General features: G+C 65.2%; 21 protein-coding genes. 10 read left to right on the forward strand and 11 right to left on the reverse strand.

The annotated features are described in order from the left end of the window. Positions 1-6: 6 nt before the first annotated feature. From gspL to ABDW57_RS12800, 8 genes are read left to right on the forward strand one after another with little or no spacing between them, the layout of a single operon-like run. Positions 7-1,239, forward strand: a complete 1,233-nt coding sequence (gene gspL, locus ABDW57_RS12765) for a type II secretion system protein GspL (protein ID WP_343730570.1) — start codon at positions 7-9, stop codon at positions 1,237-1,239. Continuing rightward, positions 1,236-1,745, forward strand: coding sequence for a type II secretion system protein M (locus ABDW57_RS12770; RefSeq protein ID WP_343730571.1), 510 nt, complete (start codon positions 1,236-1,238; stop codon positions 1,743-1,745). Before gspL ends, ABDW57_RS12770 begins: the two co-directional genes overlap by 4 nt. Continuing rightward, positions 1,742-2,515, forward strand: a complete 774-nt coding sequence (gene gspN, locus ABDW57_RS12775) for a type II secretion system protein N (RefSeq protein ID WP_343730572.1) — start codon at positions 1,742-1,744, stop codon at positions 2,513-2,515. The genes ABDW57_RS12770 and gspN overlap by 4 nt, the downstream gene beginning before the upstream one ends. A 24-nt stretch (positions 2,516-2,539) precedes the next feature. Further along, positions 2,540-4,756, forward strand: a complete 2,217-nt coding sequence (gene gspD, locus ABDW57_RS12780; RefSeq protein ID WP_343730573.1) for a type II secretion system secretin GspD — start codon at positions 2,540-2,542, stop codon at positions 4,754-4,756. Between the two features lies 1 nt (position 4,757). Then, entirely contained in the window at positions 4,758-6,179 is a 1,422-nt protein-coding gene (gene gspE, locus ABDW57_RS12785; RefSeq protein ID WP_343730574.1) for a type II secretion system ATPase GspE, read from the forward strand. 3 nt (positions 6,180-6,182) lie between these two features. Next, positions 6,183-7,403: a type II secretion system inner membrane protein GspF gene (gene gspF, locus ABDW57_RS12790; protein WP_343730575.1), complete on the forward strand. Its 1,221-nt coding sequence runs from the start codon at positions 6,183-6,185 to the stop codon at positions 7,401-7,403. Positions 7,404-7,414: 11 nt separating this feature from the next. Further along, on the forward strand, positions 7,415-8,011 hold the full coding sequence (locus ABDW57_RS12795) for a type II secretion system protein N (protein WP_343730576.1): 597 nt from the start codon (positions 7,415-7,417) through the stop codon (positions 8,009-8,011). A gap of 7 nt (positions 8,012-8,018) precedes the next feature. Beyond that, the gene (locus tag ABDW57_RS12800) at positions 8,019-10,253 is read left to right on the forward strand and encodes a patatin-like phospholipase family protein (RefSeq protein WP_343730577.1); all 2,235 of its coding nucleotides are present in this window, start codon (positions 8,019-8,021) and stop codon (positions 10,251-10,253) included. Here the strand turns inward: ABDW57_RS12800 and ABDW57_RS12805 are convergent. From ABDW57_RS12805 to ABDW57_RS12815, 3 genes are read right to left on the reverse strand one after another with little or no spacing between them, the layout of a single operon-like run. Next, positions 10,243-11,034: a hypothetical protein gene (locus ABDW57_RS12805; protein ID WP_343730578.1), complete on the reverse strand. Its 792-nt coding sequence runs from the start codon at positions 11,032-11,034 to the stop codon at positions 10,243-10,245. The genes ABDW57_RS12800 and ABDW57_RS12805 overlap by 11 nt on opposite strands. Positions 11,035-11,036: 2 nt before the next feature. Next, positions 11,037-11,267 carry a hypothetical protein gene (locus ABDW57_RS12810; protein ID WP_343730579.1) on the reverse strand — a complete coding sequence of 77 codons (231 nt, stop codon included), beginning with the start codon at positions 11,265-11,267 and terminating at the stop codon, positions 11,037-11,039. Beyond that, the gene (locus tag ABDW57_RS12815) at positions 11,264-12,019 is read right to left on the reverse strand and encodes a helix-turn-helix transcriptional regulator (RefSeq protein WP_343730580.1); all 756 of its coding nucleotides are present in this window, start codon (positions 12,017-12,019) and stop codon (positions 11,264-11,266) included. Before ABDW57_RS12815 ends, ABDW57_RS12810 begins: the two co-directional genes overlap by 4 nt. A gap of 166 nt (positions 12,020-12,185) precedes the next feature. Between ABDW57_RS12815 and ABDW57_RS12820 the strand changes: the two genes are divergently transcribed. Next, the gene (locus ABDW57_RS12820; protein WP_343730581.1) at positions 12,186-12,761 is read left to right on the forward strand and encodes an outer membrane beta-barrel protein; all 576 of its coding nucleotides are present in this window, start codon (positions 12,186-12,188) and stop codon (positions 12,759-12,761) included. A 39-nt stretch (positions 12,762-12,800) separates the two neighbouring features. On the opposite strand, the gene hslU is transcribed toward ABDW57_RS12820, so the two are convergent. The 8 genes from hslU to ABDW57_RS12860 all read right to left on the reverse strand — a co-directional run bounded on the left by hslU (position 12,801) and on the right by ABDW57_RS12860 (position 20,579). Beyond that, positions 12,801-14,135: an ATP-dependent protease ATPase subunit HslU gene (hslU, locus tag ABDW57_RS12825; protein WP_343730582.1), complete on the reverse strand. Its 1,335-nt coding sequence runs from the start codon at positions 14,133-14,135 to the stop codon at positions 12,801-12,803. Then, positions 14,132-14,674, reverse strand: coding sequence for an ATP-dependent protease subunit HslV (gene hslV, locus ABDW57_RS12830; RefSeq protein WP_179675163.1), 543 nt, complete (start codon positions 14,672-14,674; stop codon positions 14,132-14,134). Before hslV ends, hslU begins: the two co-directional genes overlap by 4 nt. A 69-nt stretch (positions 14,675-14,743) precedes the next feature. Further along, complete coding sequence (locus tag ABDW57_RS12835; protein WP_343730583.1) at positions 14,744-16,045, reverse strand: STAS domain-containing protein; 1,302 nt, start codon at positions 16,043-16,045, stop codon at positions 14,744-14,746. A gap of 71 nt (positions 16,046-16,116) precedes the next feature. Then, positions 16,117-16,563, reverse strand: coding sequence for an RNA polymerase-binding protein DksA (gene dksA, locus ABDW57_RS12840; RefSeq protein ID WP_176646018.1), 447 nt, complete (start codon positions 16,561-16,563; stop codon positions 16,117-16,119). Between the two features lie 57 nt (positions 16,564-16,620). Next, the gene (locus tag ABDW57_RS12845; protein WP_343730584.1) at positions 16,621-17,682 is read right to left on the reverse strand and encodes a GTP-binding protein; all 1,062 of its coding nucleotides are present in this window, start codon (positions 17,680-17,682) and stop codon (positions 16,621-16,623) included. 112 nt (positions 17,683-17,794) lie between these two features. Continuing rightward, positions 17,795-18,730: a tyrosine recombinase XerC gene (gene xerC, locus ABDW57_RS12850; protein WP_343730585.1), complete on the reverse strand. Its 936-nt coding sequence runs from the start codon at positions 18,728-18,730 to the stop codon at positions 17,795-17,797. Positions 18,731-18,741: 11 nt separating this feature from the next. Further along, complete coding sequence (locus tag ABDW57_RS12855) at positions 18,742-19,410, reverse strand: DUF484 family protein (protein WP_343730586.1); 669 nt, start codon at positions 19,408-19,410, stop codon at positions 18,742-18,744. Positions 19,411-19,526: 116 nt separating this feature from the next. Beyond that, a complete protein-coding gene (locus ABDW57_RS12860; protein WP_343730587.1) occupies positions 19,527-20,579 on the reverse strand; it encodes a porin in 1,053 nt (350 codons plus the stop codon). Between the two features lie 361 nt (positions 20,580-20,940). On the opposite strand from ABDW57_RS12860, the gene ABDW57_RS12865 reads away from it, so the two are divergent. Continuing rightward, the gene (locus ABDW57_RS12865; RefSeq protein WP_343730588.1) at positions 20,941-22,494 is read left to right on the forward strand and encodes a hypothetical protein; all 1,554 of its coding nucleotides are present in this window, start codon (positions 20,941-20,943) and stop codon (positions 22,492-22,494) included.

The following is a 22,494-nucleotide window of genomic DNA, read 5'->3' on the forward strand; positions in this document are numbered from 1 at the left end:
GATCCTTTGACGACATTATTTATCCGCTATCCGGCCAAGGCCAGCGTCGACAGCGGCGCGGCCCAGAGCTGCCCGTTCGCGCTGGTGGGAGATGGCGGCAACCTGTTGCAGCAAGGCGCGTCGCCGCTGGGGAACCTGGCGGACATGGTGACTGCCGCGCGGCGCGTGGTGTTGCTTCTGGCCGCCCCGGACACCACGCTGCTGCGCGTGAAAACGCCGCCCCTGTCAGCGGCCAAGCTGAAAGCCGCCTTGCCGGCGCTGGTGGAAGAACAAGTGCTGGGCGATCCGGCCGACTGCGTGCTGGCCGCCACCGCTGAAGACAGCGAAGGCCTGCGCACCGTGGCCGTGGTGCAGCGCGCGTGGCTGGAGGTGCTGGTCAAGGCGCTGCTGGCACAGGGCGCGCACGCGGTGTCGGTGGTGCCGTCGCAACTGTGCCTGCCGTTCCAGCCGGGCGCCGTGTCGGCCACGCTGCTGCCGGGCGATGCCGGCTATGATCTGGTGCTGCGCCAGTCGCAGTTCGAGGGCCTGGGCCTGACGCTGCCGGCGCAGCCGCAAGCCGCGTTGCACACCCTGCGCGCGCTGGCCGGCGAGCAGCCGGTGACGCTGTATCTGCCCGCCGCGCAGATGGCGCAATTCGCGCCGCTGGCGGCGGAAGTGCCGCACCTGACGCTGGAAGAAGACCACTGGGCGCACTGGGTGGCATCGTCGCGCAGCGCGGGGCTGGACCTGGCCCCAGCCTTGGGCGCCAGCGGCGCCTCGGCGCGCGCCTGGCAGCGCTGGCGCTGGCCGCTGCGCATCGCCGCGCTGGCGGTGGCGGTCAACGTAGTGGGTCTGAATATCGAATGGATGCGCCTCAAGAACGAAGCCAAACTGGTGACGCAATCGATGACGCAAACCTTCAAGTCGGTGTATCCGAAAGAACCGCTGGTGGCGGCGCCGATCGACCAGATGAGCCGCAACATCCGCCTGGCCAAAGCCAATAGTGGCCAGACCGGCCCCGATGAATTTGTCACCCTGAGCGCCGGCTTTGGCGAGGCGCTGGGCATGCTGCCGAACCGCGACATCATCGCCACGCTGGAGTACAAGGACCGCGCGCTGGTGGTCAAGGTCAAACCGAATACCGTGGACGCGGCGGCGGTGGCGCAACTGCGCTCCGCGCTGGCCGGCCGCAAGCTGGACCTGCAGGAGCCGACGCCAGGCAGCTGGAAGATCGTGCCGGCGGCCGGAGGAAAATCATGAGCAAACCGAATCCCATCCAGGAACTGCGCGCCCGCGCCGACGCCTTCTGGCAGGTGCGCACCGAGCAGGAACGCAAGCTGCTGCGCATTGGCGGCATCGTGGTCGGTCTGGGGCTGTTCTATAGCCTGCTGATCGACCCGGCACTGTCGGGCCGCGCAGCCCTGCATCAATCGCTGCCGGAACTGCACCAGCAGGCCGCCGAGATGCAGAACATGGCGCGCGAGGCGCAGGCGCTGCAAGGTCAGAACGATATCGCGCCGACGCCGATGACGCGGGATAACCTGAATGCGGGCCTGGCCGCGCGCGGCCTGAATCCGCAGTCGCTCAACGTCACCGGCGAATACGCCAAGCTGCAGTTCACCGGCGCCCAGTATCCCGGCATCGTGGCCTGGCTGGACGCCATCCGCGTGGAAAGCCGCATCACCGTGGTGGACGCCAGCTTTACCGCGCAGGACACGCCGGGCGTGGTGAACGGTTCGCTGACGCTGCGCCAGGGAGTCCGATGAAACGCGCCTTGCTATGGCTGCTGACCATCGCGCTGACGATGGCCCTCACGCTGCTGGTATTCTTTCCGGCGGCGTGGCTGGGCTCCATCGTCGAGGCGCGCACCGGCGGCCGTTTGACGCTGGGGGATGCGCAGGGTACGCTGTGGCGCGGTTCGGCCTTTGTCGGCGGCGCGGCGGGCAATAACAGCCCGGTCACGCCGCTGCTGCCGGGGCGCTTCAGCTGGAAGATTTCGCCGCTGGCGCTGGTCGGCATGGTCGACCTGCAGCTGGAGAACCCGCAGGCGCTGGCGCAGCCGGTGACCTTCCGCGGCAGCTGGTCGCAATGGCAACTGAGTCCGTCGGCGCTGCTGCTGCCGGCCGAAGGGCTGGCCGGTCTGGGCGCGCCGCTGAACACGCTGGCGCCCAGCGGCAGCATGCGCCTGTCGTGGACCGGTTTGCAGCTGGTGCTGGCCAATAAGCAGATCAGCGTGGAAGGCCGCACCACGCTGGAGATGACGGACATGGCCTCACGCCTGTCATCGATCCGGCCGCTGGGCAGCTACAACATGGCGCTGGACTGGCATGGCCAGCAGGCGCAATTGACGCTCAGTTCCGTCAAGGGGCCGCTGCTGCTGAGCGGCCAGGGAAGCTTGAACAACGGCCGCCTGCAGTTTTCCGGGCAGGCCGAGGCAGCACAAGGATACGAACAGACGTTGGCCAATTTATTGAATTTGCTGGGCCAGCGCAAGCCAGGTAGTGACCGCAACGTCATCGCATTAGAGTTCCACTGAGTTCCACTGAGATAAAGCCCGACCATGAAAAAACAGTCCGTTAGCCAATCCCTTCCTGCGCTGCGCCGCCTGAGCGCGGGTGCGATGCTGTGCTGTGCGATCAGCGCCGCACCGACCGCCGCGCTGTTGCTGCCTGCGCTGGCGCATGCCGCCGCGGACGACGCCGCGCTGAACTTCGTCGGCGCCGATATCGAATCGGTGATCAAGGCGGTCGGCCACTACACCAACATCACCTTCGTGATCGATCCGCGCGTGAAAGGCACGCTCACCGTGGTGTCGGAAAAACCGGTCACCAAGTCGCAGGCATTCAGCCTGCTGACTTCCGCGCTGCGCTTGCAGGGCTACGCGGTGGTGAGCGGCGACGGCTTTGCCAAGGTGGTGCCGGAAGCGGACGCCAAGCTGCAGGCCGGCCCGACGCAGATCGACGGCACCCAGGCCAAGGGCGACCAGATCGTCAGCCAGATCTTCCGCCTGAATTATGAGTCGGCGGCCAATGTGGTGACTGTGCTGCGTCCTTTGATCTCGCCCAACAACACCATCAACGCCAATCCCGGCAACAACAGCGTGGTGGTGACCGACTACGCCGACAACGTCAAGCGCCTGGCCAAGATCGTCGCCGCGCTGGATGCGCCGGCGGTGAGCGACCTGGATGTGATCCCGGTGCGCTACGCCATCGCCAGCGACCTGGCCACCATGATCAACAAGCTGCTGGACGCCGGCACCGGCGCCGATGCCGGCAAGACCAGCGTACTGGCCGACCCGCGTACCAATTCGCTGGTGTTGCGCGCACCGTCGGTGGCACGTTCCAACCTGGCCAAGTCGCTGATCGCCAAGCTCGATCAGCCGACCCAGGAACTGGGCAACGTCCACGTGGTGTATCTGAAAAATGCGGAAGCCACCAAGCTGGCGCAAACCTTGCGCTCGGTGGTGTCGGGCGAGGTGTCGCAGCAGAGCGGTACCGGCAGCGGCACCGGCACCGGGCTTGGTAGCCAGAACAACAGCAACAGCGGCGGCTTTGGCAGCAATAACAACAGCAGCATGGGCGGCAGTTCCTCCAGCACCAACAACTCCGGTCCAAGCAACCCGCTGCTGAGCGGCTCCGGCAGCCAGCAGCAGGGCAGCGGCGGCGGCAGCTCGGCAGGCTTCATCCAGGCCGATGCCAGCACCAACACCCTGATCATCACGGCGCCGGAGTCGGTGTACCGCAACCTGCGCGCCGTCATCGACCAGCTGGACGTGCGCCGCGCGCAGGTCTACATCGAATCGCTGATCGTGGAAGTCACTTCCGACAAGGCCTCGGAGTTCGGCGTGCAGTGGGTTGGCGCCACCGGCAATTCCAACAGCACCTATCGCCTGGGCGGCCTGCAATCGTTCACCACCAGCGGCGCCGATAGCTCGCTGGTGTCGATTTACGCCAACAAGGGCGCCACCATTCCGAACAACGGCCTGTCGATTGGCCTCTTCAAGCAGATCGGCGGCGCACTGGGCCTGGGCGCGCTGGCGCACTCGCTGGAATCGGACGGCAACGCCAACATCCTGTCGACGCCCAACATGATCACGCTGGATAACGAACTGGCCACCATCCGCGTCGGCCAGAACGTGCCCATCCTCACTGGCCAGTACACCACCACCTCAGGCACCAACAGCAATCCGTTCCAGACCATCGACCGCAAGGACGTCGGCCTGACGCTGAAAGTGCGTCCGCAGATTTCCGAAGGCGGCACCATCAAGCTGGCGATCTACCACGAGACCTCCAGCGTGGATAAGTCGACCCTGACCGCGGCATCGGGCATCACCCTGAACAACCGCGTGATCGAGAACAATGTGATTGCCGACGATGGCCAGATCATCGTGCTGGGCGGCCTGATTGAAGACACCGAAGGCGACGGCACCGACAAGGTGCGCGGCCTGGGCGACATTCCGGTGCTGGGCAATCTGTTCAAGTCGCAGTCGCGCACCCGCAAGAAAACCAACCTGATGGTGTTCCTGCGCCCGGTGGTGATCCGCAACAAGGAGCAGAGCACCAGCCTGGCCACCGACCGTTACGACTACATGCGCAGCCAGCAGGAAGCCATCAAACCGCCGGACAGCATCCTGGTGCAGGACCTGGGCCAGCCAGTGCTGCCCAAGCTGCAGAACGGCGCGCCGGTCAGCGGTGGCGCGGTAGCCGCGCCGGTGCCGCCTGCGCCGATCCCTGTCCGCGTGCCTGGCGCCGCGGAGAACGTCCAGCCGCAGAAGTGATATGAGTAACCTGCTCCCCTACGCCTACGCGCGCGACTTCGTGGTGCTGGCCCAGCACAGCGACGATGCCGAAAACACCGTCGACGTGTTGATGTGCGGCGCCACGCCGCCGGCTGCGATTGCTGAAGTGTCGCGCCGCTTCGGCCGCATCCAGCTCAAGCACATGACCCGTGCCGACCTGGAAACCGCCATTGCCGCGGCCTACGCCAGCTCGGGCGGCAACGCCTCCATGGTGGCGGAAGAATTCGACGCCGACCTCGATCTGACCAAGCTGCTGCAGGACGTGCCGGCCATCGAAGACCTGCTGGAATCGTCCGACGATGCGCCAGTGATCCGCATGATCAACGCGCTGCTGACGCAGGCCCTGCGCGACGGCGCGTCCGACATCCACATCGAGCCGTTCGAGCAGACCTCGGTGGTGCGCTTCCGCGTGGACGGCACGCTGCGCGACATCGTCCGTCCGCGCAAGGCCATACACGGTTCGCTGATCTCGCGTATCAAGATCATGGCGCAGCTGGACATCGCGGAAAAGCGTCTGCCGCAGGACGGCCGCATCACGCTGCGCATCGGCGGCAAGCCGGTCGACGTGCGTGTGTCGACGCTGCCGACCGGCCACGGCGAACGCGCGGTGCTGCGTCTGCTGGACAAGGAAGCCGGCCGCCTCGATCTGAACCACCTCGGCATGAGCGACACCATGCTGCCGAAGTTCGATGCGCTGATCAACCAGCCGCACGGCATCGTGCTGGTCACCGGTCCCACCGGCTCCGGTAAAACCACCACCCTGTATGCCGCGCTGTCGCTGTTGAACGCCTCCACCACCAACATCATGACGGTGGAAGACCCGATCGAGTACGACCTGCCGGGCGTGGGCCAGACGCAAGTCAATCCGCGTATTGACATGACCTTTGCCAAGGCCCTGCGCGCCATCCTGCGCCAGGACCCGGACGTGATCATGATCGGTGAGATCCGCGACCTGGAAACCGCGCAGATCGCGGTGCAGGCCTCGCTGACCGGCCACCTGGTGCTGGCCACGCTGCACACCAACGATGCTGCTGCCGCCGTCACGCGTCTGCTGGACATGGGCATCGAACCGTTCCTGTTGTCGTCGACGCTGCTGGGCGTGCTGGCGCAGCGTCTGGTGCGCAAGCTGTGCCCGAGCTGCAAAACCTACGACGGCACGTTGTGGCATGCGGTCGGCTGCGAGCATTGCGGTCACACCGGCTACCAGGGCCGCGTCGGCGTCTACGAATTCTTGGAGACCACGGAACAGATCCGTGCGCAAATCCACAACCGCGCATCGGAAGCCGAGATCAAGGCCGCCGCCATCGGCGACGGCATGCAGACCATGCGTGAAGACGGCGAGCGCTGGCTGGCCAGCGGCACCACCACGCAGGCCGAGTTGATGCGTGTGACCAAGGAGTAAGGCATGCCCGCATTCCGCTACGAAGCCGCCGATGCCGGCGGCGCCACCAAGAAAGGCGTCCTGAATTCGGACAGCGCCCGCTCGGCGCGCGCCGAGTTGCGCGCGCAGGGACTGGTGCCGCTCAAGGTCGATCTGATCGCCGCGCAGGTGGATGCTGCCGGCGTGGCGAAAAGCCGCGGCCTGGGCGAGCGCCTGAGTTCCACCGAGCTGGCGCTGTTCACGCGCCAGCTGGCCAGCCTGCTGGAAGCCGGCCTGCCGCTGGAACAGGCGTTCACCGCCTTGCTGGAGCAGGCCGAACGTCCCTATCTGCGCGACCTGATTGCCTCGGTGCGTTCGGAAGTGATCGGCGGCGATGCGCTGTCCACCGTGCTGGGACGCCATCCGCGCGACTTTGCTGAAATCTACCGCGCGCTGGTGGCCTCCGGTGAGCAGATCGGCCAGTTGTCGCGCGTGCTGTCGCGCCTGGCCGACTACATCGAACGGCGCAATGCGCTGATCCAGAAAGTGCGGCTGGCGTTCACCTATCCGGCCATCGTGACGGTGGTGGCGTTCTCCATCGTGATCTTCCTGCTGACCTATGTGGTGCCGCAGATCGTTTCCGTATTCGCCAACACCAAGCAAAAGCTGCCGTTCCTGACGGTGGTGATGCTGGCGGTGTCGGACTTTGTGCGCCACTACGGCATCGTGGTCGGCATCGCCTTGATCGGCGCCTGGTTCGCGTGGCGGCGCGCCTTGCAGAATCCCGCGCTCAAGCGCCGCTGGCACACCTGGCTGCTGACCGCGCCGCTGTACGGCAAATTCGAGCGCAGCCTGAATACCGCACGCTTTGCCAGCACGCTGGCGATTACCACCGGCTCCGGCGTGCCGATCCTGCGCGCGCTGGACACCAGCCGCGATACGCTCAACAACGTCGCCATGCAGGAGCTGGTGGAAGAGGCCAGCGATGCGGTGCGCGAAGGCGTCAGCCTGGCGCGCGCGCTGTCGGCGCAGAAGCACTTCCCGCCGATGCTGATCCACATGATACGCGCCGGCGAAATCACCGGCGAGCTGCCGGCCATGCTGGACCGCGCGGCCGCCGCCCAGGAAGCCGATCTGGAACGCCGCACGCTGACCATCGCCGGCCTGCTGGAACCGGCGCTGATCCTGGCCATGGGCGTGGTGGTGCTGCTGATCGTGCTGGCGGTGCTGATGCCTATTATCGAAATCAATCAGCTGGTACGCTGATAAAGGACACCATGAAGCGTTTGCCCTTAATCCTTACTGTTCTCGCGGTGGTGCTGCTGTCGGCATCGCTGGCTTACTGGGGACTGCAGTTGTTCAAGCCGCAGCAGCGTGCGATTGCGGCGCCGCCGCCACCGCCGCCAATGGGCCTTAATCTCGATGCGGCCAAGGGCCTGTTCGGCGGGCAGGTCAGCGTGGCCGCGGTCAGCAACTACCAGCTCAAAGGCGTGGTGGCGGCGCGCGGTGAAGACAGTGCGGCGATCATCTCGGTCGATAACAAGCCGGCCGTGGCGCTGGCGGTCGGCAAGGAAGTGGTGCCGGGCGTGACGGTCAAGGAAGTCCACCCCAAGCACGTGCTGTTGTCCGAGGGCGGCGTGATCAAGCGGGTGGATTTGCCGAGCGATGCCGGCGTTTCCAGCGGCCCTGCCACCCTGCCGGGGCAGCCCGCGCAACAGGCGGCGCCGCCATTGCCGCCGCCGCCGCCGCTGGCGACGCAGTCGGCGCCGCAGCCGGCTGCGCAACCGGCGCCAAATCAGCAAACGCCCGGCCAGCCGCCCGTCATGCCGCAGAGATCGGGCGTGCCGCCCATTCCCACCAACGATCGCCAGTAGGTAGCTTATGGCTTACATTCGTCTCCTGGCCGCAGCTTTATGCTGCGGCTTTTTCTTGTCCACGGCGCAGGCGCAGCAAGCCAACGCCACCTCGATCGCGCCCGATGCCGCCATCAAGCCGCGCCCCAAGGTCGCGCTGGTGTTGTCCGGCGGCGGCGCACGCGGCTTCGCCCACATCGGCGTGCTGCGCGCGTTGCAGGAATTGCGCATCCCGGTCGATATCGTGGTTGGCACCAGCATGGGCAGCGTGGTGGGCGGCGCCTATGCCGCCGGCAGCTCGGTCGATCAGCTGGAGCAGCTGGTGCGCCGCACCGACTGGAATGCGGTGGTGGCGGATCGTCCGCCGCGCGATGAACTGTTCTATCGCCGCCGTGAGGAAGATTTGCTGCTGCCGTCGCGGATTGAATTCGGTGCGCACCTGGACGGCGTCTCGCTGCCGCCCGCCGCCGCCGGCAACGAGGCGCTGGAACTGGCGCTGACGCGCGTGCTGCCGCCCGGCGCGCGCGACAAGCCGGCCAATCTGCTGCAGCTGCCGTTCCGTTCCGTGGCTTCGGATCTGGTCACCGGCGAACTGGTGGAACTGACCGACACGCCGCTGTTCCTGGCGATGCGCGCTTCGCTGGCGGTACCGGGCGTGTTTGCGCCGGTGCGGGTCAATCAACGCCTGCTGGTGGATGGTGGCCTGGTGCGCAACCTGCCGGTGGACGTGGCGCGCGAGATGGGTGCCGACGTCATCATCGCGGTCAACGTCGGTACGCCGCTGGCGCAGGAAAAGGAGCTGGTGAGCGCGGTCAGCGTGGCGCAGCAGATGCTGCAGATCCTGACCGAGCAAAACGTCCAGCGCTCGCTGAAAGAGCTGCGCCCGAATGACATCCTGCTGCAACCGGACCTGGGCGGCATCGGCTTCCTGGATTTCGGCCGTCATGACCGCGCCATGAAAGAAGGCGAGGCGGCGGTGCGCGCCATGAGCGCCCGGCTGGTGGCGCTGGCGCTGCCGGAAGCGCAGTATGCGTCGTATGAATTGAACCGCTCGTCGGCGCCAGTGGCGATCGACCAGCCGGTCAAGCTGACCAAGCTGGAAGTGGCGGCCAGTGGCCGCATCAATCCCAAGGAGCTGGAGGCGCAGACCGGCCTCAAACTCGGCCAGCAAGTCACCAACGAGCAGGCCACGCAGGCCGGCAACCAGCTGTTTGGCCGCGGCGACCTGGCGCGCGTGGAAACCGAGGTGCGCGATGACGAGAATGGCCGCAGTGTGCTGATCAAGCCCACCGAGGCCGACTGGGCGCACAGCCGTCTGCGCGTGGGGCTGGAGCTGAACAGTAATTTCAGCGACAACAGCGCCTTCCAGTTCAAGGCCATGCACGTGGCCTCGTCGCTCAACGACTGGGGCGCGGAGCTGCGCACCATCGCCAGCGTCGGCACCGAGCGTGTGCTGGGCATGCAGTTCTGGCAGCCGCTGGGCGTGGGGTCGCAATGGTATGTGGCGCCGGCGCTGCAATATGGCTCGGGCGCGGCGGATGTCTTCAATTCCAGCGGCTTCCGCCAGGCCCGCTATGCCTACGACTTCACTGCGGCAGCAATGTCGGTGGGGCGCCAGATGGGACGCTGGGGCGATCTGCGCTACACCGTCGCTCGCCAAGTCGGCAATGTCCATCTGTCCATTCCGGAAGACCTGACCAACCAGCGCACGTTCCAGACCGTGCAGGCGCTGAGCTTCAACGTCGACACCCTGGACACCATCGCCTTCCCGACGCGCGGCACCTTGTTCAGTCTGGAATGGCAGCGCGCGCTGGAAAAGTCCAAAAGCGGCGGCCCGGTGCCAACCCAGCAAAAACTGCAGGGACTGGAAGCCTTCCACACCGGCCGCTGGGCCGGCCACGTGTATGCGGAGTGGGCGCGCAGCCAGGGCGGTGCGAACGACAACAACCTGGGCGGCTTCCTGCGCCTGTCGGGCACCACGCCGGAGTCGGTGGTGGGCAGCCGCACGGTGCTGGGGCGGGTGGTGATGGCGCGCAGCATCGGCGCCATGCCGGCCGCGCTGGGCGGCGACGTGCGGCTGGGCTTCTCGCTGGAAGCCGGCGCCGCTTACAGCCCGGGCGATCCGCTGCACTGGGGCAAGCTGAAGCAGGCGGCCAGCGGCTTCATCGCGGTCGACACGCGCTTCGGCCCGCTGTACTTCGGCACCGGCACCACCAAGGGCGGCAACAGCAGCGCCTACCTGTTCCTCGGCCCTATCTGGTGATTTTCCATTTACGCGAGGGATAGTCGATGATGATGGTCTGACCGGCAAAGCCGGCCAGGCCTACAATCCCGGCCAGGGGCACGCCGATGTCGACGCCCAGCTTGCAGTGACCCAGCACGCCGCCATCGAGCGTGTACCGGCTGACGCGCAGCGGTGCCGTCAAGCGGCTGGTCTGGCAATCCACCTCGCTGCCCCAGCTCGGTGCTTTCAGCGGCTTGCTGTCCGCACCGCGCAACGCGTCGTACATGGATAGCTGCAGCGGCGCAAAGCTGAACAGCGCCGCGCCGGTATCGAACATGGCTTCTTGCGGCGGCTGTCCGGGCAGCGTGACCGGCACCACGATGTGGCCGCCTCCGCAACCCTCATGCTGCACATACCTGAACGGCGCGGCCTCACTGTCGTCGCGCAGCATGGCGGCATCGCGGTAGGCAAAGCGCGCGTGCCGCAGGTCGAGGGTCAGCGTGCCGTTGTCGAAAAAGCTGTTGCCGACCGTGCCGGCGTGGCACTGATCGCCGGCTGGCAGCGCTGGCGGCACGCTGGCCCTGATGGCGTGCTGGCCGATGACGATATCGACAGGTGCGCCGGCGGCTTGGCCGGCGGGGATAAAGCCGCCATTGGCGCCGGTATCCAGCTGCACGAAACAGGCTTTGCCATTCACGGTCGCCGGCAGTATCACGGCGGCATGCGGAAAATCGCCAAAGCTCGCCCAGCCGAACCCGATCCACTCCGTGGCATGCACTGGCGCGGCTGCCAGCAGAGCGGCGAGCAGCAGTTTATTCACGCTTATTTGGCCACCACTTTGCGCAGCACTTCGTACAGGATCAGCAGCAGCGCCACCAGCGGCAGGGCGTCCACCGCCATCGGCGGCAGGACGCCGATGTGGAACACGCGCTCCAGCAGTGTGTAAGCGGTCAGGAGAATGAAGGCGGCGGCCATCATCCATTGTTTTTGTGCGGTGAAGATGCCGGAGCAAGTGACGGTGCCGGCCAAGCTGATGAGGGTTGCGATTTTCATGCGGTGGTTTTCGATGGTGCTGTACGGCGCAGCGCGGTGAAGGCTGCGAATTCCCAGGAACGGAATCCTACCAGTAATGTGAATCCATCGCGTTCGTTTGGCGCCAGGCGGCGGTCGCTCTGGTGCAGGCGCGCCAGTTCGCCGGCCAGCTGCTGGATGCGCCCGGCCAGTTCCTGGGCGCTGGGCAGCGATAGCCGCGCCGGCAGGCACAGCAGGGTTTCGCCATCGCCGGCGAAGCTGCCGCTGAAATAATCGTGCACCGCGTGCTCGCGGAAGAATTGCTGCACCGGGCCGTCCGGCAGCCAGCGGAAAGCGTTGGAGACGCGCAGGCGGTAGCGGTTCAGCGGCTTCAGTTCAATCAGGCCCAGCCGGTCCAGCTCGGCCAGCAGCATGATGCACTCCGGCTCGGTCAGCTCGTAGGTTTCCAGCACTTGTTCCAGGGTCCAGTGACCCAGGCAGCTGATCGCCATCAGCAGCAGCTTGGGATTGGCCAGCAGCGATTTTTCCTGCGTCAGCGTCAGGCGGTCCGCCTGCGGCGTGGCATCGGCGGCGGCGCGCAGCACGTCTTCCATCGGCACCCCGGCCGCCTTGCAGATTTGCGCCAGCCGCGACAGCGACATGTCCTGCTGCCCGAACATGCGCTTGACGCTGGATTCGCTCATCGAAATCCGTTCGGCCAGCATTTTGTAGGTGACGCCGGCGGCCCGCATCTGGGTCCGCAGCACTTGCAGCAGCAATTCCGGTGAGCTCATATGTCGCCTTACTAAAAAAACAAAAGGTATCGTAACACGATACCGGCCGGCGTAGAAACTGGTCTGCGGAATAATTTATTAGTACATCGGCGCGAAGTGGGTGACACTGCCGGGGCTGTCTCTCGCAGAAGAGACGGCGCCCTGAACCACCACTATCGGAGTAAAGATGTCCAACACGATGTTGAAAGCACTGGCCGTCATGCTGCTGGCCGCCGCTGGCGGCAGCGCCGTCGGCGCCGACCGGTCGCCGGCCTACGTGGGCGCGGATGTCGGCACCCAGTTCAGTCACAATTCCAGCCTGGTGCGCGCTTACGGCGGCTACAACCTGGGCGGCAGTACCCTGTTTGGCCTGCAGCAGACGCATGCCGTGGAATTGATGGTGTTCACGCTGGGGACCGAGACGAAAACGTGGCGTTACTTTGATTACGGCTATGCCGGCGGCAACCCGGTGCGGGCCAACGGCATCGGCATCAACTGGAGCACGGCGCTCAGGCTGGATGATAAATGGTCGCTGACCGGCCGGCTGGGCGGCAACTATACCTGGGCCGCCACCAGCTACCGCTACGCCAGCGATAAGGATACCTATGACCGCAGTGGCGTGACGGCAGACGTGGGCGTGGCGTACAAGCTCAATCCGCATGTGTCGCTGACGGTGGATGTCAGTTACATGCCGATCCGCTTGAACCGCGTCGAGAAAAATACCAAGCCGACGCTGGGCACCGGCTTGCGCTACGACTTTTAACCTGAGAGCGGGCGCCACCACCGGCGCCCGCCGAGGGTGTTACAACACGTAGCGCGACAGGTCTTCGTTGACCGCCAGCGCATCCAGGCGCGCATTCACATACGCGGCATCCACCACGATGGTCTTGCCGCTGTCTTCGCTGGCCGTGAAGGACAGTTCTTCCAGCAGCTTTTCCATCACCGTGTACAGACGGCGGGCGCCGATGTTTTCGGTGCGCTCGTTAACCGAGTAGGCAATCTCCGCCAGGCGGTTGATGCCCTCCGGCGCAAACCCCAGCTTGACGTCTTCGGTCGCCAGCAGCGCTTCGTACTGCTTGGTCAGGCAGGCGTCGGTGCTGGTCAGGATGCGCTCAAAGTCGGCGATCGACAGCGATTCCAGTTCCACCCGGATCGGGAAGCGGCCCTGCAGTTCAGGAATCAGGTCCGACGGCTTGGCCAGATGGAAGGCGCCCGAGGCAATGAACAGGATGTGGTCGGTCTTGATCATGCCGTACTTGGTGTTGACGGTGGTGCCTTCCACCAGCGGCAGCAGGTCGCGCTGCACGCCGGCGCGCGAGACATCGGCGCCGCCCACTTCCGAACGCGAGGCGATCTTGTCGATCTCGTCGAGGAACACAATGCCGTTCTGCTCGACGTTCTGGATGGCCTTCTGCTTCATCTCGTCTTCGTTGACCAGCTTGGCGGCTTCCTCGTCGATCAGCACCTTCATGGCGTCCTTGATCTTGACCTTGCGCGCCTTCTTGCGCTGCGCGCCGATGCCGGAGAACATCGACTTGATCTGCTCGGTCATTTCTTCCATGCCGGGCGGCGCCATGATTTCCATCTGCGGACCGGCCTCGGCCAGCTCGATCTCGATTTCCTTGTCGTCCAGCTCGCCCTGACGCAGGCGCTTGCGGAAGGTCTGGCGGGTGGCGTCATCCTTGGGCGCTTCCGCGCCCGACGGCGTGAAGCCGAAGTCGCGCGCCGGCGGCAGCAGGATGTCGAGCACGCGGTCTTCGGCCGCATCTTCGGCGCGGGTGCGCACCTTGGCCATTTCCGACTGGCGCGTCTGCTTGACGCCGATGTCGATCAGGTCGCGGATGATGGTGTCCACATCGCGGCCGACGTAGCCCACCTCGGTGAACTTGGTGGCTTCAATCTTGATGAACGGCGCGTCGGCCAGCTTGGCCAGGCGGCGCGCGATCTCGGTCTTGCCGACGCCGGTCGGGCCGATCATCAGGATGTTTTTCGGCGTGATTTCATGGCGCAGCGGTTCTTCCACCTGCTGACGGCGCCAGCGGTTGCGCAGCGCGATGGCGACCGCCTTCTTGGCCTTGGCCTGGCCAACCACGTGTTTGTCGAGTTCGCCAACGATTTCCTGCGGGGTCATGTTCATGCTGGGTCCAGTGTCTCAATGATGTGGTTCAGGTTGGTGTAGATGCACAGCTCCCCGGCGATGGTCAGCGATTTTTTGACCACGTCCGCCGGCGACAGTTCCGTGTTCTCCACCAGGGCCTTGGCCGCCGATTGCGCGTAGGTGCCGCCGGAGCCGATGGCGCCCACCCCATCTTCCGGTTCCAGCACGTCGCCGTTGCCGGTGATGACCAGCGTGGAGTCGGCGTCAGCCACCAGCAGCATGGCTTCCAGGCGGCGCAGCACGCGGTCGGTGCGCCAGTCCTTGGCCAGTTCCACCGAGGCGCGCAGCAGGTTGCCCTGGTGCTTTTCCAGCTTGCCTTCAAAGCGGTCGAGCAGGGTGAAGGCGTCCGCGGTGCCGCCGGCAAAGCCGACCAGGACCTTGCCCTGATACACCTTGCGCACCTTGCGCGCGGTGCCCTTCATGACGATATTGCCCAGCGTGACCTGGCCGTCGCCGCCCAGCGCTACCTGCTTGCCGCGACGCACGCACAGGATGGTGGTGCCGTGAAATTGTTCCATAGTTACCTCAAAGTAATGATGCAGACTGCCTCAAGGCTGAAAAGTGGGGCTGGAAACCGGAATTGCAAGTTAGTACTTGTGGGGATAAATGCGCGCCAGGCTGGCGTAGCCCAGCAATCTTAACAGCGCGGTGACCAGATGGTTGACGTCGCGGAAGGCGATGTTGCGGCCTTCGCCGGCCAGTTCCCGCAGCGCCGTGTGCAGCTGGATGGCGCTGGCGTAGTCGATGCGCGTCAGGCGCGAGCAGTCGAACACCAGCGCCGGATACTGCTCAGCATAGCGCTGGATCGCCGGCAGCAGGGCGCCCAGCTGGTTTTCTATGACCGGCGGCAACATGAAGCGGTCGGGCGAGGCCGACACGTGTTGCGCCGGCGCCATCGCCACCTTGTGCGGCGGCGTGAACGAGGGCGGCGAGACTTCAAATGTCACGCAGTAATCCATGCTGATCTGCTCGAATTCCTTCTCGCGCTGTTGCAGTTGCAGCAGCTCCAGCAACAACAGCCACACGGCCTCGCCGTCGTCGCGGCGGCCGGTGACAAGGTTGGCGCGCAGGTGGGCGGTCAGCGCGGCCGCGCCCACCAGGATCAGTTCGCGCTGCTGTTGCTGCAGCTGGCGCAGGGTGTCCAGCAGCAGGGCGGCGCCGTCGGCATGCACCACCGCCACCCGGGTAAATTCCAGCCGCAGCACCGGATGGCTGGCGGCCAGCTGGCGCAGCCGCTCCAGCTGCGGCGCGATGTGCGGGCCCAGCACGCCGCTGAAGGATTCGGTCGGCGTCAGGCCGGCCCAGTCCGGCGAGGCGGCGGCCAGCGCGGCCGGCGCCTGCCACGCGGGCGGCGAGGTTTCAAAGGTGCTGGCGTAATCGATCGACAGGTTGTCGAAGGCGTCCTGCTGGCCGGTGACCTGGTACAGGTCGAACAACATCCACCACGCGGTGCGCTCACTGTTGATGTGCTTGGCTTCGGCCACGGCCGCTTGCAGCATCTGCTGGGCCACGGCGGCCTGGCCGTTGGCGTACAGGATGGCGATTTCCTCCACCACCGGCGTGTGCGCGTCGGCCGCGGCCAGCGGCAATTCGTCGTCGCCCAGCAACAGGGTGGTGGGAATGTCGCCCAGTTCGTCGTTGTCACTGGCGGGGCGGGGCGGGCGCGGCGGCCGCTGGCTGCCCCAGGCCGGTTCCGGCAGGTTGAAAATGTCGGCCGCCATGGCCGATTCAATGGCGTCGATCTTCATGGCGGTGGCGCGCGCGATCTCGCGCTGGCGCGCCGCCTGGCTCTGGCGTTCCGCTTCGCTATTGGCGGCCAGCCGCGCTTGCTCATCGTCGGTGAGCGGCGGCAGGGTCTCGGCTTTCTTGAAGATAGAGAACAATCCCATAGCAGCATAGTGTAGCCGTAAAAAAAGCACGCGGTGTGAGGCGCGTGCTTTTTTGGCGGCGGCGGAGCGGATCAGTCGCCGTACAGCTTTTGCTTCAGCTCGCGGCGCTGCTGGGCTTCCAGCGACAGGGTCGCGGTCGGACGGGCGATCAGGCGCGGGATGCCGATCGGTTCGCCGGTTTCCTCGCACCAGCCGTAATCGTTGTTGTCGATGGCCACGATCGACTGCTGTACCTTCTTCAGCAGCTTGCGCTCGCGGTCGCGGGTACGCAGTTCCAGCGCGTGTTCTTCCTCGATGGTGGCGCGGTCGGCCGGGTCCGGCACCAGCACGGTTTCGCGCAGGTGTTCGGTGGTTTCACCGGCATTCTTCAGCAGCTCTTTTTCGAGCGCTTGCAACTTTGCCTTGAAGAAAGCCATTTGCGCCGGATTCATATAATCCTTGTCATCCATGGCCAGAATTTCTTCTTCGGTCAGGATGCGTTCAGGCGCTGCGGGGGTCGATTTATTAGTTTTGGTCATAACTTCGCTTACCTTCGATACGACAGAGTTGTCATCAACATACAAAACCCGGATAGTTTATACCAGACATTGTTCTAAACCGCTAATAAAGATGTCTTTGGGAAGATTTTTCCCAATAAATACCATTTTGCTGCCACGAACGTCGTTTTCTCCCCATTTTGCGCCGAGGTCGCTGCCCATGATCTGGTGCACGCCCTGGAACACCACCTTGCGGTCGGCGTCCTGCATGAACAATACGCCTTTATAGCGCAGCATGCGAGGACCGTACACATTGACCAGGCCGCCCAGGAACTCATCCAGCTTGGCGGTGTCGAACGGGCGGTTGCTTTTGAATACAAACGCGGCGATATCGTCAGTGTGGTGGCCGTGATGGTGGTCGTGATGGTCGTGGTGATCATGGTGGTGGTGATGACCGTGGCCGCAGTGCTCGTCGTGCACATGGCCTTCCTCGTGCGCCTGCTCGGTCAGCAGGAAGTCCGGGTCCAGCTCCAGCTTGTCGTTGAGGTTGAAGCCTTTCAGGTCCAGCACCTCGCTGATCGGCGCGCGGCCGAAGTCGGATTTGCTGATCGGCGCGCGCGGGTTGATGCGGCTCAGGCGCGCGGTCAGGGCGGCCAGCTGCTCCTGGCTCACCAGGTCGGTCTTGGACAGCAGCAGCTTGTCGGCAAAGCCGACCTGGCGCTGGGCTTCCTCGTGCTGGTCCAGCTGGTCCATGGCATGGCGGGCATCCACCACGGTGACCACCGCGTCCAGCATGTAGTGAGCGCCCACTTCCTCGTCAACGAAGAAGGTCTGCGCCACCGGGCCGGGATTGGCCAGGCCGGTGGTCTCGATCACCACGCGGTCGAACTGGATCTCGCCGGCCTCGCGCTTTTGCGCCAGGTTGCCGAGGGCGACAATCAGGTCGCCGCGCACGGTGCAGCAGATGCAGCCGTTGTTCATCTCCACGATTTGCTCGCCGGTGTCCTGCACCAGGATTTCGTTGTCGATATTTTCCTGGCCGAATTCATTTTCAATGACAGCGATGCGCATGCCGTGCTCTTCCTGCAGAATGCGGTTGAGCAGGGTGGTCTTGCCGGCGCCGAGGAAGCCAGTCAGGATGGTGGTAGGAATCATAGCCATGGTGGTAGTGGGTAATCTCAAAGTGCGTAAATGCAATCGGGCGATTATGCCGGAATTTTTCCGGCGCTAGCAATTCGTCTGATTGAGCAATATCAGTACGCGCGGTCGCGCTTTATTTCAGTTTAGCGCGTGGATGGGCTTTGTCATAAACCGCGGCCAGGTGCTGGAAGTCCAGCGCGGTGTACACCTGGGTCGAGCTGATGCTGGAATGGCCCAGCATTTCCTGCACCGCCCGCAAATCGCCCGACGATTGCAGCACGTGCGAGGCAAACGAGTGGCGCAGCATGTGCGGATGCACGTGCACCGGCGCGCCGTGCGCCACGCCGTGGGCCTGCAGCCGCTGCTGCACCACGCGCGGCGACACGCGGGTGCCGCGCGCGCTCAGGAACAGGGCGTTGCTGCCGTCGCTGGGGGCCGGGCGCACCGCCAGCCAGGCGTGCAGCGCGTCCAGCGCAGCGCGGCCGACCGGCACCGTGCGGCGCTTGTTGCCCTTGCCGGTGACGGTGACTTCGCGGTTGCCGGTTTCCACCCAGCCCAGGCTGTCTTTGCCTGGCGTCAGGTCCAGCCCGGCCAGCTCGGACACCCGCAGGCCGCTGGAATACAGCAGCTCAAACATGGCGCGGTTGCACAGTTCGGACGGTTCCGGGGTGCTGCCGGCGCTGGGGCGGGCGGGCGCCACCAGTTGCACGGCGTCATCCACGGACAGTGCCCGCGGCAGGCTTTTGCTGCGCTTGGGCGCGCGCACGCCTTGCACCGGATTGGCGGCCAGCGGGGTTTGCTCGCTCAGCCATTTGAAGAAGCCGCGCCAGCTGGACAGCTTGCGCGCAATCGAACGCGGATCAAGTTGCTGCGCGTGCAGTTTGGCGGTCAGGCGGCGGATGGCGTGCTGGTCCAGCTGGCCCCAGTCCAGCGCGCCGGACAGCGCCGCCAGTTCCTGCAGGTCGCGCGCGTAGGCGGCAGTGGTATGCGGCGACAACTGGCGCACGCCGCGCAGATGGGCGAGGTAGGCGTCGATCCAGGCCAGCTTGCTGTCTGGAGCGTCGCTCATGGCATCGGGCCTCAGGCCAGCAGCCAGGCCAGCGCGGTGCTGGTGGTTTCGCCGATGTGGACCAGGAAGTCGGTGGCCATCAGCGAGGTGAAGCGGTTGGCGTCCTGCGAACCCATGATCAGCAGGCCGAAGGCTTGCTTGTCGCCCGGCTTGCGCAGCGGGATGATGACGGTCGACACCACCGCCGACGGATCGTCCAGCCAGCGCACCGCCTCGAAGTCCTTGTTGGCGCCGCAGTAGGGGGCCAGCAGGCTGTTGGCGAAGATGCGCGCATCTTCCGACACGCCCTTGACGAACCACTCATCCAGGTAGTCCGGCGCGGTGTTCCAGATGCGCACCGTCACTTGCGGCACGTCGAACGCCGTCTTCAAGCCGTTGGTGACGGCGTGCGGCATCGAGCCCACATCTTCCGACTGCAGCAGGATCTGGGTCCAGCGGTGGAACTTGTTGGCGATGGCTTCGTTTTCCGACGCCAGACGCATCAGGTTGCTCATGCGTAGTTCCAGCGTTTTGTATTTGTCGCGCAACACTTCCATCTGGCGTTCCTGCAGCGAAACGGCACGGCCCGTCAGCGGGCTGGCCAGTTTGATCTCACCCAGCAAATCGGCATGCTCCTCGAAGAAGTGCGGATTGTCGGTCAGGAATTGTGCGACGAGTGTGGAATCCAGTGGGGCGGTCATCGAAATACTTTAGCTAGCGTAGGTTGGTGTGCAATTTTAAACGAAAAAAAACGGACATGGTGTCCCATGCCCGTCATTCCCCAACTCACGCTGGCAGTTCTTGCCGACTGCGCCGTTTAGAAGTTGTGGTGGATACCGACGCTGTAGAAGTTGAAGGTGGCGGCTGCGGTGGCCTTGCGGCGCGTGCCGTCGATGTACACGTAGGTGCGCGGCGACAGGTTGTAGTCGTAGCCCAGCGAGAATTGCTTGGTCTTGGCGATGGTCGGCACGTTGAGCGCGTTGTCCGGGGTCTTGTGGCCGAAGCCCGCGCGGATCAGGCCGGCGCCCACGGTGTAGTTGGCGCCGATCAGCCAGGCTTTGGTGACCGGGTTGATCGGCACGCTGTAATTCTGGTCCTGGCGCTGGTAGGAACCCATCAGCTTGAGGTCGGGAATCGGCTTGAACGAGGCGCCCACCGACCACAGCTTGGTGGACACGGCATTGCGCTCGTAGGCGGCATAGGCCGAGAACGGACCCTGGGTGGCGGTGGCGCTGACCGAATACGGGTTGACCGGCGCCATGCTGTTGGCCGGGAATTGCGGTGCGGCGGCGGTGCCGCGGCCGATGATGGCCGGGTTGTTGTTGGCGTCCTTGGTGGCCACCGTGACGTTCAGCTGGAAGATGCCGCCGATCACCGGAGTGTTGTAGAACACGGCGTTGGAGAAGCGGTTGGCCGAGTTGCCGGCCACGCTCATCGGGTCCGAGGTGTAGCCGGCCACTTGCAGGTCGGTCTGGTAGCCAGCCACCGCCGGCATGCCCGACCAGGGTTCGTAGGCGGTGCTGGTCTCCTGGAACGCGGTCAGGCCACGGCCGAGACGGATGGTACCGAAATCACCCTGCAGGCCAACCCGGCTCTGGCCCTGGAACAGCGGGCGCACGGTGCTTTCGATGGCGCCAGTGTCCGGCTCGTAGCGAATTTCCAGTTGGAACAAGGCTTTCAGGCCGCTGCCGAGATCTTCCACGCCGCGAAAGCCCAGCTTGTTGTTGTCGCGCTTGCCCACCGCGGTCACGTCGGTATCGGTGCGGCGGGAAACACCCGCGTCCAGCGTGCCATAGATGGTGACGGACGATTGTGCCTGAGCGACGGAAAATGCGCCCATGAGTGCCAGAGCCAACAATGATTTCTTCATTTGTTATTCCTTTATAAGTGTAATTCTCATCCCCGCCGCTGCGTGACCGCCGGTTGCTAAGCACCTTAATTGGTCGCCGGTTCAATTGCGCTGGAATGGTCGATTGTGACGGCTTGTTTTGGTCGAAAGCCGCGGAACCCGGGCTTCTTGTTGTATTTTTGAAACGCTTGCCAGCCGCGTTATTTACCCCCGTTTGATGCCCGTTTTGCTTTCATTCGGGCATCAAAACAGCTCTAGCGTACAGGCGGGACAGGGGGGAGGCGCTTGTGCCAGATCAAACCGGAACGCATATTGTCTAGGGTGTGGCGCGGATGGCACGCTACACTTAGATTCATATGGGTCCGTAGATAACACAGAGACGATGGCTAATCGAGAAGAGTTAGGGATCATACGCGGCGCCCGCGCCGGAGACGCGGATTGCCAACTGGCGCTGGGCAAGTTGTACTTGTTCGGCGGCGCCGGCCTGCCGCTCAACATCCCGACCGCGTTGCACTGGCTGGGCCGCGCGGCGCAGCAGGGACTGGACGAAGCATGGCGCCTGATCGGCCGCCACATCCCCTCCGAGATCGCACAACACGCGCTGCCGGACGTGCTGCGCTGGTACGAACGCGCCCACGACGCCGGCATACAAGCCGCCGGCCTGGCGCTGGCGCAACTGGTGTTTCAGCATGGCGGCGGCCGCGACAACACGGCACTGACCCACAAGGCGCGGCAGGCGCTGGAGGCGGCCGCCGATGCCGGCCTGCCGCAAGCCCAGTGGCTGCTGGCGCAACGCGCCGGCGGCCGGCCGCTGACTGTGGCGCCGCCGGTGCAACGGCAGGCGCGCCAGGCCGCCGCACGCCGCGCCGCGCGCCCGGCGTGGCGTGCGGACAACGCCGGGCAGCTGATCCCGGCCGAAGATTACGCGCGGCTGGAACTGCTGTGGCAACAAGACCACACGCTGTTCCTGGACCAGGCGCGGCCGCTGCTGCGCCGCCTGCTGGCCAGCGCCCCGGCCGACGCCGAAGCGGCGCGCGCGGCCGACTGGCTGCCCGGCCCGTCGCAACTGCTGTTGCTGGCACGCTGCGCCGAGTTGCTGTCGCCGTCCGCTACCGATGCTGAATTGCAGCAGTGCCGCGAACTGGCGGCCTATGGCGGCGAGCGCAACGCCCAGCTGGCGCTGGGCCTGTGGTTTGCGCGCATGGACGGCGACGGCAAGCGCCAGAGCAACGGCATTGCCGCCGTCAACTTCAAGCGCGCCATCCGCTGGCTGACGCTGGCCGGCGAACAGGGTCTGGCGGAAGCCTGGTTCGCGCTGTCACGCATTTACCTGAAACCGGAATTCTCGCAGCGCTGCGTGGCGGAGGCGCAAAGCTATCTGGAGCGCGCGGCTGAAATGGGCCACTGCGGCGCGCAACTGGAGTGCGGCATGTACGCCTGGCGCAACCGCCGCACCGACGAACAGAGCGATGTGCGCGCCGCCTTCTGGCTGCAGAAAGCCGCGGCGCAAGGCTGTCAGGAAGCCGAAGCGGCACTGGCGCGGGTGGCGGCCGCGCCCAAGGAAGCCGGCTGGATGACCAGCATCGTGACCTGTCTGACGCGCGAATTGCTGGAAAGCCAGCCGCTGCTGGCGGCGCGGCTGGAACTGGCCGCGCTGTTCGGCCTGAGCCGGGCGGAAGCCTTGCTGCTGGATGTGAAAGCGGCCGACCAGGGCCATTGCCTGGTGGTGGATATCCGCGCCAGCTACGGCCGCAGCAAGCGCCGCCTGGTGCTGCTGCGCACGGCGCGCGAACGCCAGGCGCTGGACCGCATCGTGCGCCTGTTCGAGGCCATCGACAGCGGTCCGGACGGGCTGGAAGGCAATTACCGCCAGCGCCTGTACCGCCTCAAGACCTGGCTGCCGAATGTCGGCGGCGACGACTTGCTGGCGGCTTAG

The sequence above is a fragment of the Duganella sp. genome, from assembly GCF_039595735.1.
Lineage (GTDB): Bacteria > Pseudomonadota > Gammaproteobacteria > Burkholderiales > Burkholderiaceae_D > Rugamonas.

Bases quoted from the DNA above. Each gene is read 5' to 3' on its own strand.
- ABDW57_RS12860 (WP_343730587.1), bottom strand. From the start codon at position 20,579: ATGAAGAAATCATTGTTGGCTCTGGCACTCATGGGCGCATTTTCCGTC.
- ABDW57_RS12865 (WP_343730588.1), top strand. From the start codon at position 20,941: ATGGCTAATCGAGAAGAGTTAGGGATCATACGCGGCGCCCGCGCCGGA.
- gspD (WP_343730573.1), top strand. From the start codon at position 2,540: ATGAAAAAACAGTCCGTTAGCCAATCCCTTCCTGCGCTGCGCCGCCTG.
- ABDW57_RS12800 (WP_343730577.1), top strand. From the start codon at position 8,019: ATGGCTTACATTCGTCTCCTGGCCGCAGCTTTATGCTGCGGCTTTTTC.
- xerC (WP_343730585.1), bottom strand. From the start codon at position 18,730: ATGAGCGACGCTCCAGACAGCAAGCTGGCCTGGATCGACGCCTACCTC.
- ABDW57_RS12845 (WP_343730584.1), bottom strand. From the start codon at position 17,682: ATGGCTATGATTCCTACCACCATCCTGACTGGCTTCCTCGGCGCCGGC.
- gspN (WP_343730572.1), top strand. From the start codon at position 1,742: ATGAAACGCGCCTTGCTATGGCTGCTGACCATCGCGCTGACGATGGCC.
- gspF (WP_343730575.1), top strand. From the start codon at position 6,183: ATGCCCGCATTCCGCTACGAAGCCGCCGATGCCGGCGGCGCCACCAAG.
- ABDW57_RS12795 (WP_343730576.1), top strand. From the start codon at position 7,415: ATGAAGCGTTTGCCCTTAATCCTTACTGTTCTCGCGGTGGTGCTGCTG.
- ABDW57_RS12815 (WP_343730580.1), bottom strand. From the start codon at position 12,019: ATGAGCTCACCGGAATTGCTGCTGCAAGTGCTGCGGACCCAGATGCGG.
- ABDW57_RS12835 (WP_343730583.1), bottom strand. From the start codon at position 16,045: ATGGGATTGTTCTCTATCTTCAAGAAAGCCGAGACCCTGCCGCCGCTC.
- hslV (WP_179675163.1), bottom strand. From the start codon at position 14,674: ATGGAACAATTTCACGGCACCACCATCCTGTGCGTGCGTCGCGGCAAG.
- ABDW57_RS12770 (WP_343730571.1), top strand. From the start codon at position 1,236: ATGAGCAAACCGAATCCCATCCAGGAACTGCGCGCCCGCGCCGACGCC.
- hslU (WP_343730582.1), bottom strand. From the start codon at position 14,135: ATGAACATGACCCCGCAGGAAATCGTTGGCGAACTCGACAAACACGTG.
- gspE (WP_343730574.1), top strand. From the start codon at position 4,758: ATGAGTAACCTGCTCCCCTACGCCTACGCGCGCGACTTCGTGGTGCTG.
- ABDW57_RS12855 (WP_343730586.1), bottom strand. From the start codon at position 19,410: ATGACCGCCCCACTGGATTCCACACTCGTCGCACAATTCCTGACCGAC.
- ABDW57_RS12810 (WP_343730579.1), bottom strand. From the start codon at position 11,267: ATGAAAATCGCAACCCTCATCAGCTTGGCCGGCACCGTCACTTGCTCC.
- ABDW57_RS12820 (WP_343730581.1), top strand. From the start codon at position 12,186: ATGTCCAACACGATGTTGAAAGCACTGGCCGTCATGCTGCTGGCCGCC.
- dksA (WP_176646018.1), bottom strand. From the start codon at position 16,563: ATGACCAAAACTAATAAATCGACCCCCGCAGCGCCTGAACGCATCCTG.